This window comes from Micromonospora saelicesensis (assembly GCF_900091575.1).
Classification (GTDB): Bacteria; Actinomycetota; Actinomycetes; order Mycobacteriales; family Micromonosporaceae; genus Micromonospora; species Micromonospora saelicesensis.
In genome coordinates this window covers 264,033-279,783 of the sequence record NZ_FMCR01000003.1, presented here as the reverse complement: position 1 = coordinate 279,783, position 15,751 = coordinate 264,033, and the positions used below count along the sequence as shown (strand labels likewise).

Sequence of the window (15,751 nt, the reverse complement as noted above, 5' to 3'; positions counted from 1 at the left end):
ACCATCAAGACAGGCGACCTACCGGGAAAGGTTCGCGCCCGTTACATGATCGTTACTACGGGAGGGGTCAGCTCGGGCCGGCCAGCGCGCCGGGGCGGCTAACTGCCGCCTCGAATGTTGCGGATGCCGAACACCACAGCGCCAAGCACCAGCAGGACGCCCAGGAGTTGAAGGCCCGGTGAGTCGTCGGCCTCCCCGTGCACGATTCCGGCGACGCCGAGGGCGACCACGAGAACGGCGGCGACGGTCAGGGCGTACTTCATGGGGTTTCCTCCTCGACCCACTCCAGCAGGTCTCCGGGTTGGCAGTCGAGCACTCGGCACATCGCTTCGAGGGTGCTGAAGCGGACCGCCTTGGCGCGGCCGTTCTTCAGCACCGCCACGTTGGCGGGGGTGAGCCCGACGCGCTCGGCGAACTCGCCGACGCTCATCTTGCGCTTGGCCAACTCCACGTCGATGCGGACGACGATGGGCATCAGATCACCGCTTCCATGTCGGTCCGCAGGGTGGTGGCCTGCCGCAACAGCGCCCGCATCACCACTATCAGGAGCCCCAGCACGCTGACGCCCACCGTCAGCAGGAACAGCAGCAGCGGCAGCCCCGGGTCGTCTGCGTTGAACCCCACGTAGAGGAAGACACCCACGAGCACCACCCACGCGGCGGCGATGGCCCACACGATCGCGTCCACCCACTTCAGGGACGCCTCGGTGAAGATGCGGTCGCTCTTGACCAGGCTGAGCAACTTCCAGGTCGCGACGATGACGACCTGGACGCACAGCACCCAGAACACCGCCACGACCGTGGCGGGCCACCGGAGGTAGGCGTCCTGCGGCGATTCCGCGGCCATGTGGGCGAACTGTCCGGGCAGGGAGAAGGTCTGAAACAGGACCAGGACCCCGAACAGCACCACGAGGAAAACTCTGAGAGCGGCTACCGCTCGATGCTCCGTAACCATGCATCGAGTTTCACTCGTTACCTATCGAAAGTCAATCGGTTGCCGGGACGTTGACTCCCGCTCACGACGACGTCGGCCCGGGCGCCGGCCTCGCCTTCTGGGGATAGAACGTCTCGTGACGGGCCAGCATGGCGACGAATTCGCCGATCTTGCGTTCACGGGTCTCCGCCCGCTTGACGGCATTGAGGCGATGAATGAGAGCGAACCGGTTGGCCTTGGTGAGCACGTCGAGCATGGCCTGGGCGGCGGGCTCGGCGGCGATGGCGGCGAGCAGGTCGGCCGGCACCTCCGCCTCCGACGGCGGGGCGTAGGCGGCCGCCCACCGCCCGTCCGCCTTCGCGGCGTCCACCGCGGCGCGGCCCGCCGGCAACATCCGCCCCTGCTCCTCCAGCCGGGCCACGTTGGCGACGTTGCGTTGCGACCACGAACTGCGGGACCGACGCGGAGTGAACCGGATCCAGGAGGACTCCTCATCCCGCTTACGGGCCTGCCCGTCGATCCAGCCCACACACAGGGCCTCGTCGACCGCCTGTTGCCAGGTCACCGTCGTGACCGTGCCGCCCTTCCTGGTCAGGGCGAGCCAGACACCGGGCGACGTGGCGTGGTTGGCCGACAACCAGGCGCGCAGGGCCTCGGCGTCCGCGACGATCAACTCATCCAGCTCTGTGCTCGCCATGACGGCAGGCTAATCGCTGCGTCCGACGCTACGGCTCCGAGCTTCCCGTCCCGGAGGAGGTTCATCTGGCCTCAGACGATCTGACGTCGTACGATCTGGCCGTGAGAACCCTTCCTGCCCCCGAGCCGTGGACGGCTGCCCTTCCCGAGGCGACACCGCCACCCGACATGGCGATCTGTCAACTCCCCACGGGCAGCTACGAGACGCGAGCGGCATTTGCCATTCGCGGTGGCTCGTTCCGCGACAAGCGGCAGTTCGCCGCCACCGCCATCCTCGTGCGGCACCCGAAGGGCGACTTCCTCATCGATGCCGGCTTCGGGGCCGACGTCGCCGCGCACGTCGCCATGCAGCCGCGGTTCGCCCGCGCACCCTTCCAGACCTTCCGGACCGTGCGTGAGCAGCTCGACGACAACGGTTACGACAGCACCCGGCTCCGCGGGGTGTTCCTGACGCACTCGCACTGGGACCACGCGAGCGGCCTGGACTCGCTCGACCTTCCGGTCTGGATGAACAGGGGCGAGCTTGAGTACGCCGCCAGCGATGGTGACGGAAAGGTCTTCCGCGCCGTCTCGCCCGGCCACGAGATCCGCGAGTACTCCTTCGACGGCCCCGCGTACCTCGGCTTCTCCGCGAGCTTCGACGTCCACGGCGACGGTTCCCTGGTGCTGGCCCTGGCCGGCGGCCACACGACGGGATCCGTGGTCGCGTTCGTGACCCTTCCGTCGGGGCAGCGCTACGCGTTCATCGGCGATCTGACCTGGCAACTGGACGGAGTCCACCGGCGGGTGGAACGCCCCTGGCTGCTACGGACCCTCGCCGACAGCGACGCCGAACAGGTGCGACAGGGCATCCTGCGATCGGCCGCGCTGACCGAGCTGATGCAGGTCGTTCCCGCCCATGACCGACGCGCCTACGAGGGCATCCCGCTGCTGTCGGGTGCGGCGCGATGACCGCTGGACCGGCACCGTCGCTCGACTCCGAGATCACCTGGCTGTTGCATCGCGCCGCCCAACGGATGCACGTGGTGACCGGCGAACAGGCCGAGAGGCACGGCCTGCACCTGCGGGACTACATCGTGTTGAGCGCGCTGGACAAGACACCCGGGCTGACCCAGGTCGAGCTGGCCAGGACCCTCGGGCTGGACAAGACCACGCTGATGACCCAACTCGATCGACTCGAACAGAAGGATCTCGTCGTACGCCACTCCGATCCCCGCGACCGCCGGCTGCGCATTCCGGCGATCACGACCACCGGCGAGGAGGTACGGGCGCGGGTCGCCCACGCCAGCGAGGAGGCGGAGCGGAACGCGATGGCCGGCTTCGATCAGGCCGAGGTCGGCATGTTCCGCCGGATGCTGTTCGCGATCATCGGCACGGGGGTGGACCCGGGGTCCTGCCTGTGATGTTCGGCGAGCACCGATAGCTCGGCGCTCAGGCGTTCTCCTCCTCGGGAGGTCGCTTGGCGCGGCTCGGCTGCACCCGCTTGGGTTCGCCGGGCATCTTCGGGTGGTCCGGCGGGTACGGCAGGTCGCCCTGGCCGGCGGCGGCGTCCCGCTCGGCCCACTCCAGCAGCGGGGTGATGTCCCACGGTGCGTCGTCGATGCCGGCGTGTGGATCACCTCGCTCGGCGAGCCGGGCCGGCACGGTGCGCAGGTCGAAGTCGTCCGGGTCGACGTCGGGTAGCTCGTCCCAGCTGACGGGGGTCGAGACGGTGGCCCGCGCGTTGGCCCGCAGCGAGTACGCGCAGGCGATCGTGCGGTCGCGCGCCATCTGGTTGAAGTCGACGAAGACGCGGGTGCCGCGCTCCTCCTTCCACCAGGCGGTGGTGACCAGGTCGGGGTTGCGGCGCTCCACCTCCCGGGCCAGCGCGATGGTGGCACGGCGCACCTCGGTGAACGTCCAGCGGGGTTGGATGCGCAGGTAGACGTGCACGCCCCGGCCGCCGGAGGTCTTCGGCCAGCCGGTCGCGCCCAGCTCGTCGAGGAGCGCGCGGACCTCGCCGGCGGCCCGCGCCGCGTCGGCGAAGTCGGTGCCGGGCTGCGGGTCCAGGTCGATGCGCAGCTCGTCGGGGCGGTCGACGTCGGCGGCCCGCACGGGCCACGGGTGGAAGACGATCGTGCCCATCTGCGCCGCCCAGGCCACGTGCGCCAGATCGACCGGGCAGAGCTCCGCCGCGTTCCGACCGCTCGGGAAGGTGATCTGTGCGGTCGTCACCCAGGGCGGCACGCCCCGGGTGGGCACCCGCTTCTGGAAGAACGCCTCGCCTTCGACGCCCTCGGGGAAGCGTTGCAGGGTGGTCGGTCGGTCCCGCAGAGCGCGCATGATCCCGTCGCCGACCGCGAGGTAGTAGTGGAAGACGTCCGCCTTGGTGAACCCCCGCTGCGGGAAGATCACCCGATCCGGACTGCTCAGCCGGACGGTGTGCCCGGCCACCTCGACCTCGGCGGCCGCAGCCTTGGTGCCACCCATCCCGCGACCTTATGCCACGCCCCCGACGTTCGACGTACCGTTGAGGGGTGAGTCTTGACGACAACGAACTGCCCCGTACCGACGAAGAGTGGCGGGTCCGACTGACCCCCGAGGAGTTCCACGTTCTGCGGGAGGCCGGCACCGAACGCCCGTGGACGGGCGAATACGTGGACACGAAGACCCAGGGGGTCTACCACTGTCGCGCCTGCGGGCTGGAGCTGTTCTCCAGTGACACGAAGTTCGACTCGCACTGCGGCTGGCCGAGCTTCGACGACGCCATCCCGGGCCGGGTCAAGGAGATCGAGGACCGCACCCTCGGCATGGCGCGTACGGAGATCCGCTGCGCCCGCTGCGACAGTCACCTCGGGCACGTCTTCCACGGCGAGGGCTTCACCCCGAAGGACACCCGGCACTGCGTCAACTCGGTCTCCATCAAGCTGGAACCCCGCTGACGCGGGCACCCGGGGCGTGACCGCGCTCAGGGCGTACCCGTACCCCTGAGCAGCTCGACCTCGGCGGTCCGGGACTGCTCGATCCGCCGGGCCAGGTCGCGGACCCGCTCGTTGCGGCCGACGCCGACGTGGGATCGGGCCAGGTCGGCGGCCGATCGCTGGTGGTCGGCGAGCACGTCGCGCAGCACTCGGTCGACGTCCGCGTCCGGCGCGGTCCGCAGCCGGTCCAGCGCGGCGTCGTCGCCGTGCCCGTCGTGGTGGTGTGCGGCCGCGCTGGCACCCGGCCCGGTCGTGGGCAACCAGCCGCGCATGGCGGCCAGTTCGTCGCCCTCGGTCGCCTCGACGGCGGCGGCCAGGGTGCGCAGTGCGTCGTCGCGCACGCGGTCCCGGGCCAGCCGGACGATCTGCAGGGTGCGTTCGCTGTGCCCGACCATGGTGCTCAGGAACACCACGTCGATCCCGCTCATCGCGTCCGCCTCGATCGCGGACCCGGCACCCGCGGAACCGGCCCCCGCGTCCCCGGCCGCCGCCGAGCCGGCCGGGGACGCGGGGGCCGGCTGCGGCACGGCCGACGGGCTCGACGTGGGCGGTCCGGCGCACGCTCCGGTGAGCAGCAGAGCCGCAACGAGGGTCGCCAGCGGGGTACGGCGGGGCATGCCGGTTGCTCCGTTCACGCGAGGGCGGCGACACGGGTGCGACCAACGGGCCGCACCCGTGCGGTCAGACCTGGAGCCAGAGCGCCGGTACGTTCGGCGGCTCCCAGCCCGGGATCGCGGTGTGCGCCTGCCGGCAGCGGTACGTCGCTCCGCCGTAGGTGACCTGGTCGCCGACCTGGTACGCCCGGCCCGTCGTCCAACTGCCGCCCGGCGCGGGCGGAGTGGTCGGCGTGGTGGTCGGGGTAGGCCGTGGGGTGGGTGAGGTGGTGGGGGTGGGCGTCGGGTTCGACCCTCCGCCGCCGATCTGCACGTCGATGCAGGAGTAGAAGGCGTTCGCGGTGTCGGAGATGTTCCACACCGCGAGGATCTTCTGTCGGCCGGAGAAGCCGCCGAGATTGACGTTGTGCGACACGGTGGCGCCCGGCTGCTGGCCGTTGCCGTTGACCACGCCGACCCGGGTGTTGCCGATCCAGTACTCCCAGTTGCTGGTGGCGTGCCGGGCGGTGTTCACCCAGGTGAAGGTCAGCGAGCTGCCCACCGAGGTGGCCGGCCAGCCCCGACTGTCGTCGTTGAGGACGGCGAACTGGGCGATTCCGGCGTTGCAGCTGCGTAGGCCCTTGGGCCCTTCGACGCTCTGCGGCTCGTACTTGATCTGCCCGCAGTCGGGCACCCGGCCCTGTGCGCAGAGTGCCTGCCGGCTCGGTGGGGCGGAGACGTAGCCGTGCGCCTGCGCGGGGGCGGCGACGGTGAGGGTGGCGGCGACGGCGCCCGCCGCCACCAGCGGGACGGTGATTCTTCGACGCATGGGGGCAGCTCCTTCTCCAGGTCCGGTGAGGTGCCCTCAAGGTAATTTAAACATTGTTAACAGTAAAGACTCTCATCGATAAATCCATCGATGGCGGCAGTTTTCTTGTTCAGAGCCGGAGCAGGCAGCCCCGGTCGTCGACCTGGTCGGCCGACTCGTCGTCCAACCAGACGCCCCCGGTGCCGAGGTAACGGAACCGGTGCTCCCCCGGCGGCAGCTTCACGGTCACCGTCCTGGTGCCGTCGCGGCGGGCCACCAACTCGTGCCGGCCCGGCTGCCAGCCGTTGAAGGAGCCGACGACACTCACCGGGCCGGGTGGGACGTCCCGGGGCAGACAGAAGGTGACCCGGGTCTGGTTGCCGAAGAGCTTGTTGCGCTTGATCACGGTGATCCTCCGGGGGTTGCGGCGGTTCACCCGGCATAACGGGCAACACGCCGAGGCCGACACGCCGCCGCCGTGGCCAGGCGTCGACGTTCCGCCCCCACGTCAAAGCCACCTGGGAGATTCTGTAGGCACTTGTCCACTTAAGGGAGGTTTTCGGTGGCAACCTGCGAGGTCTGCGGCAACGACTACTGGATGGCGTTCGAGGTGCACACCGTCAGCGGCGACGTGCACACCTTCGACTCGTTCGAGTGCGCGATCCAGCGCATGGCACCGATCTGCGAGCACTGCCAGGTCAAGATTGTCGGACACGGCGTCGAGGTCAACGGTCGTTTCTTCTGCTGCGCACACTGCGCCCGCGCCGTCGAGGGCGCGGTGGGCGCCGAGATCCGCGACGCCGTCGGCGCCCGCCCGGCCTGACCGCGCCCGCCCGGCCGCGGGCCAACCGGAACACCACGCTGGGGTACGGTCGTCGCCATGCGGCCGTTCCTGGGCGTCCTGCCCCCGCCGCGCTCCTGAGCGGAGCGCCGCGCCTCTCGCCGACCGGGTGACCTGACCCCGCTCGGCCACCCTGTCGTACGCGCTCCGTCGACGTCGTCCCCGTCAACGGCTCACCCTTCGGAGCGCTCCGTGTCCACGACCCGCACCGCGCTGCCGGCCGCCTCGGCCGCCAGCCACGCCGCCCGCAGCGGCCTGATCCAGATCACCGTCACCGGGGTGCTGTGGGGCACCACCGGTGTGGCAGTGCAACTCCTGCGCGAGAGCACCGGGCTCAGCCCGGTGAGCATCGGCTTCCACCGCCTCGCCATCGCCGCGCTCGTGCTGCTGGCGTGCACCGCCGGCCGGCTCCGCACGATCGTGGCCACAGTGCGCGCCGCACCCGTACCGCTGCTGCTCACCGGCGTCGGTCTCGGCCTCTACCAGGCGCTCTACTTCGCCGCCGTGGCCTGGGCCGGAGTCAGCGTGGCCACCATCGTCAGCCTGGGCCTGGCACCGGTGCTCGCCGCGGCCTGGGAGTCGGCGCACGCCCGCCGGCTCCCCGGCCCGCTGCGACTCGGCACGCTGGTCGCGGCGGTGGCCGGCCTCGTCCTGATCACCGCCGCCACCGAGCACCCCGGCGCGGCGGCGCCCGCCCCGCTGCTCGGCCTGCTCGCGGCGGCCGGCTCCGGCCTCGGGTACGCGGTCACCACCCTGATCAGCCGTCGGGTGTCGCAGCGCACCGCGCCGATGACGCTGACCACCATCTCCACCACTGTCGGCGCGCTGACCCTGGCACCGTTCGCCCTGGTCACCGGGGTCAGCGTGCCGGTACGCCTCGACACCCTGGCGCTGCTGCTGCACCTCGGCGTGGTCACCACGGCGGTCGCGTACGCGTTGTTCTACGCCGGGCTGCGCACCACCCCGGGCAGCGTCGCGGCCGTGCTGACCCTGCTCGAACCGCTGACCGCCGCGGCGCTGGCGGTGGCGCTGCTGCACGAACCGCTCCCCCTGCCGGTGATCGTCGGCGGCGTCCTGCTGCTCACCGCCGTGGCCGCCACCTACCTCGCACCCGACCGGGCGGACTTGAGCTGAACCCGCCCGACCTACCATCGGTGGATGCCTCAGCAGACCACCGAGCTACGGACGGCCTCCTTCGCCGACCTGAACGCCCGCACCCTCCACGACCTGCTCAAACTACGCATCGACGTGTTCGTGGTGGAGCAGAACTGCCCGTACCCGGAGCTGGACGGGCGGGACGTCGAGCCGGGCACCCGGCACGTCTGGCTCACCGACGGCGGCGCGCCGCTGGCGTACCTGCGGATTCTGGCCGACCCGGACGGTGTCGCCCGGATCGGTCGGGTCGTGGTAGCCCCGGCGGCGCGCGGCGGCGGACACGCCGGTCGGCTGATGACGGCGGCGCTGGAGGTGGTGGGCAACCGCCCCTGCGTGCTGGACGCCCAGTCGCACCTGGTCGCGTTCTACACCCGGCACGGCTTCGCGGTCAGCGGCCCCGAGTACGTCGAGGACGGCATCCCGCACACGCCGATGCGACGGGATGCCATTGACGGCTGACGATCGAGCTGGCATGGTGCCGGGTAGAGCCATCGCGGGAGCCAGCGATCAGGCACGGGAGTGGGCAACTCCCGGCGATCCGGGTGTCGACGTCCGACCTCATCCCCCCGGGGGCTCCATGTCTTTCACCCGATCACGACGCGTGCTCTGGTTGTTCGCCGTCGTGGCGACCATCACGCTCCTGTTGACGACCGCACTGACCACCATGCTGCCCAGGCCCGCTTCGGCGCATGGTTCGGTCGTCGACCCGGCCTCGCGTAACTACAGCTGCTGGCAACGCTGGGGCGGCGACTTCCAGAACCCCCGGATGGCCACCGAGGACCCGATGTGCTGGCAGGCCTGGCAGGCCGACCCGGCCGCCATGTGGAACTGGAACGGCCTGTTCCGCGAGGGAGTGGGGGGCAACCACCAGGCCGCCGTCCCCGACGGCCAGCTGTGCAGCGGCGGACGCACCCAGAGCCCTCGTTACAACGCGCTGGACACCGTCGGTGCCTGGAAGACCACAGCGGTGTCGAACAACTTCCGGCTCCGCTTCTTCGACCAGGCCAGCCACGGCGCCGACTACATCCGGGTGTACGTGACGAAGCAGGGCTTCAACTCGGCCACCCAACCGCTCGGCTGGGGCAACCTGGAGTTGGCCGGCCAGATCGGTAACACCCCGGCCTCCCAGTGGGACCCGGACACCGGTGGCGTCTCGATCCAGATCCCGGTGAACGCGCCGGGACGCACCGGACGGCACATCGTCTACACCGTCTGGCAGGCCAGCCACCTGGACCAGTCGTACTACCTGTGCAGCGACGTCGACTTCGGCGGCGGGTCGACCACCCCGCCGCCCACCACGCCCCCGCCGACGACCCCGCCGCCCACCACCCCGCCGCCGACCACGCCCCCGCCGACCACCCCGCCGCCGGCCGGTGCCTGCACGGCGACATACCAGGTGACCGGTCAGTGGTCCGGTGGCTTCCAGGCCGAGGTGAAGGTGACCGCCGGCGGTTCACCGACCCGGGGCTGGTCGGTGAGCTGGAACTACAACAACGGCCAGCAGGTCACCTCGTCGTGGAACGCGACGGTCGGCGCCAACGGCACGCTGGTCACCGCACGTAATGCGAACCACAACGGCACCCTCGCCGCCGGAGCGAGCACCACGTTCGGTTTCCTCGGCTCGTGGAACGGCAGCAACCCGGTTCCGCTGGTCTCCTGTACGACGACCAGTTGATCCCCGTCCGGCGCCGCACCCGGGCGGGGGTGCGGCGCCGGCCGGTGGGAAATGCGGTGGTGCCCGGCAGTCCGTCCGGGCACCATCCCCGCATGATCGAGATCAGGGTGCTCACCCCCGACGACTGGCCGACCTGGCGGGAACTGCGGCTGGCCGCCCTCACCGAGGCACCGGGAGCGTTCGGCTCCCGACTCGCCGACTGGCAGGGCGACGGCGACCGCGAGCAACGCTGGCGCGACCGGCTGAGCATCCCCAACTCACACAACCTGGTGGCCGTCCTGGACGGGCGTCCGGTCGGGATGTCGAGCGGTGTACCCACGCCGGACCCGCTGATGATGGACCTGATCTCGATGTGGGTGAACCCGGACGCCCGCGGCAAGGGTGTCGCAGACCGTTTGGTGGACGAGGTGGCGCAGTGGGCCCGCAGGGCCGGCGCCGACCGGCTGCGCCTCAACGTCATGCCGGACAACGCGCGAGCGAAGGCCCTCTACCGCCGCGCCGGCTTCCGGATGACCGACGAGCCGGGCAACCTGACGCCCGACGGCGAACAGGTAATGCTCCGCCCCCTCTGACCCCGCGCCCCACCCTTCCCGCGATCTTGCACTTTCGGTCGCCCGATCGCGGCTCATGCCCTTTCGCCGGGACAGAAACTGCAAGATCAGCGAGGCAGGGACGGGGGCGGGGCGGGTCAGACCAGGCAGTTGACGATCTCGGCTACCGAACGGCGGCGGCCGGTGTAGAACGGGACCTCTTCGCGGACGTGCCGGCGGGCGCTGGAGGCGCGCAGGTCCCGCATCAGGTCGACGATCCGGTGCAGTTCGTCGGCCTCGAAGGCGAGCATCCACTCGTAGTCGCCGAGCGCGAACGAGGCGACCGTGTTGGCCCGCACATCCGGGTAGCCGCGCGCCATCTTGCCGTGCTCGGCCAGCATCTCGCGCCGCTCGGCGTCGGGCAGCAGGTACCACTCGTAGGAGCGGATGAACGGGTACACACAGATGTAGGGGCGAGCCTCCTCGCCGGCCAGGAACGCCGGGATGTGGCTCTTGTTGAACTCCGCCGGCCGGTGCAGCGCCATCTGCGACCACACCGGGGTCAGCGCCCGGCCCAGCGTGGTGCGGCGGAACCGCAGGTAAGCGTCCTGGAGCGCGTCGCTGGACGCGGAGTGCCACCAGATCATCACATCCGCGTCGGCGCGCAGCCCGGAGACGTCGTACACGCCCCGGATCACGACGTCCTTGCCGGCCAGCTCGTCGAAGAGGGACACCACCTCGCCGGTGACGTTGTCCCGCAGTGACGGCAGCGGAGAGCTGGCCCGGAACACCGACCACATGGTGTAGCGGATGCTGTCGTTCAGCTCCCGCAACCGGGCCGCGTTGGTCTGCTCGGTCATCTCGCCGATCCTCCCAGTGCTGTGATGATCTCTTCGGCCGCCGTCTCGCCGGAGCGGACGCAGACCGGGATGCCGACGCCGTCGTAGCCGGCGCCGGCGAGGACCAGGGTGGGGTGCGCGGCCCGCAGCGCCGTCCGCGCGGCGGCGAGCCGGTCGGCGTGCCCCGGCGCGTACTGCGGCAGTGCACCGCCCCACCGCTGCACGTGCCCGTCGACCGGGGCGGGCAGCGGGGTGCCGAGCACCGCCGACAACTCCCGGTGCACGGTGGCCGCCAGGTCCGCGTCGGGGCGCTGAAGGTGCGCCTCCTCGCCGTACCGGCCCACCGAGGCGCGCACCAGGGCCAACCCGTCGGGCCGGCGCAGGTGCCCCCACTTGGTGGTGAAGAAGGTCGCCGCCTTGATCAGCAGGCCCTCGGTGCTCGGCACCAGGAAGCCGGACAGCTCGGGCAGTCGCGGCTGCGGCAACGCGATGGTGACCAGCGCGACGCTCGCGTAGTCCAGCGCGCCGACGCCCGCCGCCACCGCCGGCGCGGGGCCGGCGAGCAGCCGCGCCGCGGGGCGCGCCGGCACCGCCAGCACCACGGCGTCCACATCCACCAGCTCGGGGTCACGCGTCGGGCCGACGGTGAGCTGCCAGCCGGTGCCGGTCGGGGTCAACTCGCGCACGGCGGCGTCCCGCCGTACCGTCGCGCCGCTGGCCGTCACCGCCGCCTCGATCAGGGTGCTCAGCCCACCGGCGAGGGTGCCGAAGACCGGGGCACCGGGCGCACGCGGCGCGGCGGCCTGCGCGGCCCGGACCGCGCCGACCAGGGTGTGCTCCACCCGGGCCGTGCGGGCCAGCGCCGGCATCGTCGTGACCAGGGAAAGATCGTCGGCACGGCCGGCGTACACGCCGCCCAGCATCGGGTCGACCAGCCGCTCGACCACCTCGTTGCCGAAGCGGGACCGGACCAACGCGCCCACCGAGACGTCCGCGTCCGGCCCGACCAACGGCCGACCGCCGTCGGTGTCGGCGTCCGCGGCGGGGCGAGCGACCGTGGCCACCCGATCCAGATCCCCGGGTACGCCCACCAGGGTGCCGCCCGGGATGGGGCGCAGCTCCCCGTCGATGACCAGCGCGGCCTGCCCCACCGTGGGGTGCACGATCTTCTCGGCCAATCCGAGCCGGCGGGCCAACGCCACCGCCGCGCTCTCGGCGCCGGTCGGGTCGCGCATCAGGAACGACTCCGCGCCGAACTCCACCGGCTGACCAGCCAGCTCCCCGGTGCGCAGCTTCCCGCCCAGGACGCCGGACTGCTCGTACACCGTGATCTCGGTGCCGGCGGGTGCGCGGTCGCGCAGGCGGACCGCGGCGGCCAGGCCGGCGATCCCGCCGCCGACCACCGCCACCCGCCAGGGCTGCCGCATTCCCGGTCAGCCCTGGTCGGCTCGGCGGCTGGACAGCTCGTGCACCAGCGCGACCACCCGGGTCAGCACCTCCGGGTCGGTCTCCGGCAGCACCCCGTGGCCGAGGTTGAACACGTGGCCGGGGGCCGCCCGGCCCTGCTCCAGGATGCGGCGCACCTCGGCCTCGACGACGGGCCACGGCGCGAGCAGCACGCACGGGTCCAGGTTGCCCTGCACCGCCTTGTCCGCGCCGATCCGGCCGGTGGCCACGTCCAGCGGCGTACGCCAGTCGACGCCGACCACGTCGGCCCCGGCCTCGCCCATCGCGCCGAGCAGCTCGGCGGTGCCCACCCCGAAGTGGATCCGGGGCACTCCGGCGTGGGCCAGCCCGCTCAGCACGGTGGTCGAGTGCGGCAACACGAAACGGCGGTAGTCGGCCTCGGAGAGCGCACCAGCCCACGAGTCGAACAGCTGCACGGCGGAGACGCCGGCCTCGATCTGCACCCGCAGGAAGGCCAACGTCACCTCGGCCAGCCGGGCACAGAGCGCGTGCCACAGCTCGGGGTCGCCGTACATCAGGGCCTTGGTCTTCGCGTGGGTGCGCGACGGCCCGCCCTCGACCAGGTAGCTGGCCAGCGTGAACGGCGCACCGGCGAAACCGATCAGCGGGGTGTCGCCCAGCTCGACCACCAACTGCCGGACGGCCTCGTCCACGTACGAGACGTCGTCGCGGGTGATCCGGCGGATCCGTTCCACGTCGGCGGCGGTGCGGATCGGCTCGGCGACCACCGGGCCGGTGCCCGGCACGATGTCCAGGTCGATCCCGGCCGCGGCGACGGGCACCACGATGTCGCTGAACAGGATCGCCGCGTCCACGCCGTGCCGGCGCACCGGCTGGAGGGTGATCTCGGTGACCAGATCCGGGCGCCGGCAGGACTCCAGCATCGGCACGCTCGCCCGGATCTCCCGGTATTCCGGGAGGGAGCGGCCGGCCTGGCGCATGAACCAGACCGGGGTGTGCGGGACGGGCCGACGTCGGCAGGCCCTGATGAAGGGCGAGTCGGCCGGTCCGCCGGGGCGGGAATCTCCGTCTCGGGCGACAGTGCCCGTGGTGTCCGTGGTCATCGCCGCAATCGTGCCACGCCCGCCACCCCCAACCGGGTGGGGGTGAGAGGAAGGGCACCGTTCCTTACCTCGCAGTCGAAGCGAGGGCCCCTCGGTGAGCGTCGGCGCGCCGTCGAAGCGGGGGGCGGGCGTCGGCATAGGCTGCCGACATGGCCCCCCCGATCGCGCTCCCGGAGACGTTCGCCCGAGCGGTCGCCGGGCTGCGGTCGGCCGCCCCTCGGCCGGAGATCACCCTGGAGGAGGTCGGCGCGCCCCAGCGGCTGGCCCCGTACGCGTTCGCGCTCGCCGCGACCGTGCTGCGCGACGACGACGAGGTGGCGACCGGCCGGCTGATCCTGCTGCACAACCCGGTCGGGCACGAGGCGTGGCAGGGCACCCTGCGGCTGGTCACCTACGTGACCGCCGAGTTGGAGGTCGATCTGGCCGCCGACCCGCTGCTGCCCGGGGTCGGCTGGACGTGGCTGACCGACGCGTTGGACGCCCAGGACGCCGGCCACCGGGCGATCGGCGGAACGGTGACGCAGACCATGTCGACCCGGTTCGGCGATCTCGCCGGGCCACCGACCATCGGCGACATCGAGATCCGCGCGTCCTGGACGCCGATCGACGACGACCTGACCCCACACCTGCTCGGCTGGTGCGCGTTGCTCGCCTCGACCGCCGGTCTCCCCCCACCCGGCGTCACCGCCCTCTCCGATCGCCGCCCGGCCGGCGCAGCCTGACGTTCGGCCCTCGGGAGGACACTTTGCGGACACCTGATCGACACACGCCGGACCGGCTGCACCCGCCGGATCTCCGCGCGCACTAGGGTTGGCAGGTGACCGACGAACCACCCCTGCGCCGTCGGCCCACCGAAGAACTTCCGGGAAACGCACCCCAGCACCCGCCGTCGGCCCAGCCGCAGCCGGCGGGCGAGGGGGCCGACCCGGCCGACGGTGGGCCCGTTCCGCTGATCGCCCCGCGTGACGGCACCCCCGATCCGGTGGCCGCCCCGGCCGAGCTTGCCGAGGTCGTGGCCCGCTTCGCGGCGGGCACCGGCCCGGTCGCCCTGGACGCCGAACGGGCTTCCGGCTACCGCTACAGCCAACGCGCGTACCTGGTGCAACTGCGCCGGGCCGGTGCGGGCACGGCGCTGATCGACCCGCTGCCCCTGCCCGACCTCAGCGCGCTGGACGCGGTGATCGGTGAGGCCGAGTGGGTCCTCCACGCGGCCAGCCAGGATCTGCCCTGCCTGGCCGAGGTGGGGTTGCATCCACGCCGACTGTTCGACACCGAGCTGGCGGCTCGGCTGGCCGGCTTCGAACGCGTCGGGCTTGCCGCGCTCACCGAGCAGCTGCTCGGCTTCACCCTGGAGAAGCACCACTCGGCGGCCGACTGGTCGAGCCGACCGCTGCCCGAGTCGTGGTTGACGTACGCCGCCCTCGACGTGGAGCTGCTCACCGACCTGCGTGACGCGCTGGACGCCGAGTTGACCCGGCAGGGCAAGTCAGCGTGGGCCGCGGAGGAGTTCGCCGCGCTGGTCCGCACCGGGGCACGCCCGCCCCGGGTCCGGGCGGAGCCGTGGCGGCGCACCTCGGGCATCCACCGGCTGCGGGGGGCGCGGGCCCAGGCCCGGGTCCGCTCGATGTGGTACGCCCGGGACCAGATCGCGGCCCGGCGGGACGCCGCTCCCGGTCGGGTGCTGCCCGACTCGGCGATCATCGCCGCGGCCGAGCTGGACCCGAAGGACGAGAAGACCCTGCTGACCCTGCCCGGCTTCGGTGGTCGGTCGGTCCGTCGGCTGGCCCGCACCTGGCTCGCCGCGCTCGACGACGCCCGGCAGCTGCCGGAGGATTCCCTGCCGGTCTCGCCGGCAGTGGAGGGCCCGCCTCCGCCGCACCGGTGGGCCGAGCGGGACCCGGTGGCGGCCGGTCGGCTGGCCCGCTGCCGGGAGGTCGTGATCCGCATCGCCGGCGAGCACAACCTTCCGCCGGAAAACCTGATCACTCCGGATTCGGTCCGCCGGCTGGCCTGGACCCCGCCGGAGGAGATCACCGAGGCGTCGGTCGCGGAGACCCTGCGCGGCTTCAACGCCCGCGAGTGGCAGATCGGCCTCCTCACCCCCGACCTGACCGAAGCCCTGACCCCACCACCCCCCACCCCCACCTCCTGACCCGCCCCTCCCCGCTGTTGATCATGAAGTTGTTGCCA

General features: G+C 72.0%; 21 protein-coding genes. 10 read left to right on the top strand and 11 right to left on the bottom strand.

All coding sequences use genetic code 11. The features are described from left to right. Positions 1 to 98: 98 nt before the first annotated feature. From GA0070561_RS33595 to GA0070561_RS14305, 4 genes are all read right to left on the bottom strand, one after another. Positions 99 to 263 (bottom strand): hypothetical protein, encoded by a 165-nt coding sequence (locus tag GA0070561_RS33595; protein ID WP_167362411.1) that lies wholly within the window; start codon positions 261 to 263, stop codon positions 99 to 101. Next, positions 260 to 475: a helix-turn-helix domain-containing protein gene (locus tag GA0070561_RS14315; protein ID WP_030336216.1), complete on the bottom strand. Its 216-nt coding sequence runs from the start codon at positions 473 to 475 to the stop codon at positions 260 to 262. The genes GA0070561_RS33595 and GA0070561_RS14315 overlap by 4 nt, the downstream gene beginning before the upstream one ends. Then, a complete protein-coding gene (locus GA0070561_RS14310) occupies positions 475 to 909 on the bottom strand; it encodes a DUF2975 domain-containing protein (RefSeq protein ID WP_244166228.1) in 435 nt (144 codons plus the stop codon). Before GA0070561_RS14310 ends, GA0070561_RS14315 begins: the two co-directional genes overlap by 1 nt. 106 nt (positions 910 to 1,015) lie before the next feature. After that, the gene (locus GA0070561_RS14305; protein WP_091400680.1) at positions 1,016 to 1,630 is read right to left on the bottom strand and encodes a YdeI/OmpD-associated family protein; all 615 of its coding nucleotides are present in this window, start codon (positions 1,628 to 1,630) and stop codon (positions 1,016 to 1,018) included. A 101-nt stretch (positions 1,631 to 1,731) separates the two neighbouring features. Here GA0070561_RS14305 and GA0070561_RS14300 point away from each other — a divergent pair, with 101 nt between their 5' ends. Then, positions 1,732 to 2,580, top strand: a complete 849-nt coding sequence (locus tag GA0070561_RS14300) for an MBL fold metallo-hydrolase (protein ID WP_244166227.1) — start codon at positions 1,732 to 1,734, stop codon at positions 2,578 to 2,580. Beyond that, the gene (locus tag GA0070561_RS14295; protein ID WP_244166226.1) at positions 2,577 to 3,032 is read left to right on the top strand and encodes a MarR family winged helix-turn-helix transcriptional regulator; all 456 of its coding nucleotides are present in this window, start codon (positions 2,577 to 2,579) and stop codon (positions 3,030 to 3,032) included. Before GA0070561_RS14300 ends, GA0070561_RS14295 begins: the two co-directional genes overlap by 4 nt. Positions 3,033 to 3,060: 28 nt before the next feature. On the opposite strand, the gene ligD is transcribed toward GA0070561_RS14295, so the two are convergent. Next, complete coding sequence (ligD, locus tag GA0070561_RS14290; RefSeq protein WP_091400677.1) at positions 3,061 to 4,098, bottom strand: non-homologous end-joining DNA ligase; 1,038 nt, start codon at positions 4,096 to 4,098, stop codon at positions 3,061 to 3,063. Between the two features lie 47 nt (positions 4,099 to 4,145). On the opposite strand from ligD, the gene msrB reads away from it, so the two are divergent. Beyond that, the gene (gene msrB, locus GA0070561_RS14285) at positions 4,146 to 4,550 is read left to right on the top strand and encodes a peptide-methionine (R)-S-oxide reductase MsrB (protein WP_091400676.1); all 405 of its coding nucleotides are present in this window, start codon (positions 4,146 to 4,148) and stop codon (positions 4,548 to 4,550) included. A gap of 26 nt (positions 4,551 to 4,576) precedes the next feature. Here msrB and GA0070561_RS14280 read toward each other — a convergent pair whose 3' ends face one another. From GA0070561_RS14280 to GA0070561_RS14270, 3 genes are all read right to left on the bottom strand, one after another. Next, entirely contained in the window at positions 4,577 to 5,206 is a 630-nt protein-coding gene (locus GA0070561_RS14280) for a DUF305 domain-containing protein (protein WP_091400674.1), read from the bottom strand. A gap of 64 nt (positions 5,207 to 5,270) precedes the next feature. Then, on the bottom strand, positions 5,271 to 6,011 hold the full coding sequence (locus GA0070561_RS14275; protein ID WP_091400672.1) for a lytic polysaccharide monooxygenase: 741 nt from the start codon (positions 6,009 to 6,011) through the stop codon (positions 5,271 to 5,273). 109 nt (positions 6,012 to 6,120) lie between these two features. After that, on the bottom strand, positions 6,121 to 6,396 hold the full coding sequence (locus GA0070561_RS14270; protein WP_091402083.1) for an isoamylase early set domain-containing protein: 276 nt from the start codon (positions 6,394 to 6,396) through the stop codon (positions 6,121 to 6,123). A 156-nt stretch (positions 6,397 to 6,552) separates the two neighbouring features. On the opposite strand from GA0070561_RS14270, the gene GA0070561_RS14265 reads away from it, so the two are divergent. The 5 genes from GA0070561_RS14265 to GA0070561_RS14245 all read left to right on the top strand — a co-directional run bounded on the left by GA0070561_RS14265 (position 6,553) and on the right by GA0070561_RS14245 (position 10,233). After that, on the top strand, positions 6,553 to 6,813 hold the full coding sequence (locus tag GA0070561_RS14265; RefSeq protein ID WP_091400670.1) for a Prokaryotic metallothionein: 261 nt from the start codon (positions 6,553 to 6,555) through the stop codon (positions 6,811 to 6,813). A gap of 210 nt (positions 6,814 to 7,023) precedes the next feature. Continuing rightward, complete coding sequence (locus GA0070561_RS14260; protein WP_091400667.1) at positions 7,024 to 7,965, top strand: DMT family transporter; 942 nt, start codon at positions 7,024 to 7,026, stop codon at positions 7,963 to 7,965. A 24-nt stretch (positions 7,966 to 7,989) separates the two neighbouring features. Then, positions 7,990 to 8,445, top strand: coding sequence for a GNAT family N-acetyltransferase (locus tag GA0070561_RS14255; protein WP_091400664.1), 456 nt, complete (start codon positions 7,990 to 7,992; stop codon positions 8,443 to 8,445). Between the two features lie 118 nt (positions 8,446 to 8,563). After that, a complete protein-coding gene (locus tag GA0070561_RS14250) occupies positions 8,564 to 9,661 on the top strand; it encodes a lytic polysaccharide monooxygenase auxiliary activity family 9 protein (protein ID WP_091400662.1) in 1,098 nt (365 codons plus the stop codon). A gap of 92 nt (positions 9,662 to 9,753) precedes the next feature. After that, on the top strand, positions 9,754 to 10,233 hold the full coding sequence (locus GA0070561_RS14245) for a GNAT family N-acetyltransferase (RefSeq protein WP_091400660.1): 480 nt from the start codon (positions 9,754 to 9,756) through the stop codon (positions 10,231 to 10,233). 116 nt (positions 10,234 to 10,349) lie between these two features. On the opposite strand, the gene hemQ is transcribed toward GA0070561_RS14245, so the two are convergent. The 3 genes from hemQ to hemE are packed head-to-tail and all read right to left on the bottom strand — an operon-like array spanning position 10,350 to position 13,561. Then, a complete protein-coding gene (hemQ, locus tag GA0070561_RS14240) occupies positions 10,350 to 11,051 on the bottom strand; it encodes a hydrogen peroxide-dependent heme synthase (RefSeq protein WP_091400658.1) in 702 nt (233 codons plus the stop codon). Continuing rightward, positions 11,048 to 12,457 (bottom strand): protoporphyrinogen oxidase, encoded by a 1,410-nt coding sequence (hemG, locus tag GA0070561_RS14235; protein ID WP_091400656.1) that lies wholly within the window; start codon positions 12,455 to 12,457, stop codon positions 11,048 to 11,050. The genes hemQ and hemG overlap by 4 nt, the downstream gene beginning before the upstream one ends. Before the next feature lie 6 nt (positions 12,458 to 12,463). Further along, positions 12,464 to 13,561, bottom strand: coding sequence for a uroporphyrinogen decarboxylase (hemE, locus tag GA0070561_RS14230; protein ID WP_091400654.1), 1,098 nt, complete (start codon positions 13,559 to 13,561; stop codon positions 12,464 to 12,466). Positions 13,562 to 13,710: 149 nt separating this feature from the next. Here hemE and GA0070561_RS14225 point away from each other — a divergent pair, with 149 nt between their 5' ends. Both GA0070561_RS14225 and GA0070561_RS14220 read left to right on the top strand, forming a co-directional pair. Then, positions 13,711 to 14,283, top strand: coding sequence for a DUF3000 domain-containing protein (locus tag GA0070561_RS14225; RefSeq protein ID WP_091400652.1), 573 nt, complete (start codon positions 13,711 to 13,713; stop codon positions 14,281 to 14,283). Positions 14,284 to 14,378: 95 nt separating this feature from the next. Beyond that, on the top strand, positions 14,379 to 15,713 hold the full coding sequence (locus tag GA0070561_RS14220) for a ribonuclease D (protein ID WP_091400650.1): 1,335 nt from the start codon (positions 14,379 to 14,381) through the stop codon (positions 15,711 to 15,713). Positions 15,714 to 15,751: the final 38 nt, after the last annotated feature.